At 66.3% G+C, this 665-nt stretch carries 1 pseudogene; it reads right to left on the reverse strand.

Annotation, left to right across the window (positions count from 1 at the left end):
* Positions 1-345, reverse strand: a pseudogene (locus J0695_RS36285) (LCP family protein); the annotation flags it as partial.
* Positions 346-665 lie beyond the last annotated feature (320 nt).

Genomic DNA, 665 nt, shown 5'->3' on the forward strand with positions numbered 1-665 from the left:
CAGCATCTGTACGTCGGCGAGCGGCTTGCGGGTCGCGTCGCCCTTCGCCCCGCCCAGTTTCTGGTTGGCCTCGGAGGCGCGGCTGTCGGAGCCGAGCAGCAGGATGTTGAGCGGGGTCTGGCCCGCGGCGTTGGCCTCGGTCTTCTTGGCCTTGGTGGCGGAGAGGTTGAGCGTGTCCTTCTTCAGGTTGCCGTTCAGGTGCGCGTAGTACGCCCAGCCGGCCCCCGCCCCGCCCAGCAAGCACAGCGTCGTCCCGGTGGCGATCCAGCGCCCGACGCGCCGCTTGCGCTTCTTGCGCCGGCCGCCCTTCGTCCGCCTCGTACGCGATTCACCGCTAGGCCGCATCGGCCCTCCCACTTCTCTGCTGGATCCGCGGGAAGTCTTGGCCACTCACCTGTCGATGGGCTGTGGATCCTCCCGTACCCCCTCGTCGAATCGTTTCGACATTCAACCTTCCAGATAGCCAAGTGGGCTGCACGGCCCTTGACGCCCACCTGTCCGGAACCGTCAAATTCTGTTTACCGACGTGGAGTTGTGATGCCTTGTGGGGCCTCACGACTCGCCGCTTGGCGCGTGCATGCCATTTCTTATTCGAAAGGGGATCGCCGTGGCGGTCACTCGCAGGTCATTGCTGCTCGCAGGTGCCACCACCCCGGCGGCCGTCG

The sequence above is a fragment of the Streptomyces beijiangensis genome (assembly GCF_017315755.1).
GTDB classification, from domain to species: domain Bacteria; phylum Actinomycetota; class Actinomycetes; order Streptomycetales; family Streptomycetaceae; genus Streptomyces; species Streptomyces beijiangensis.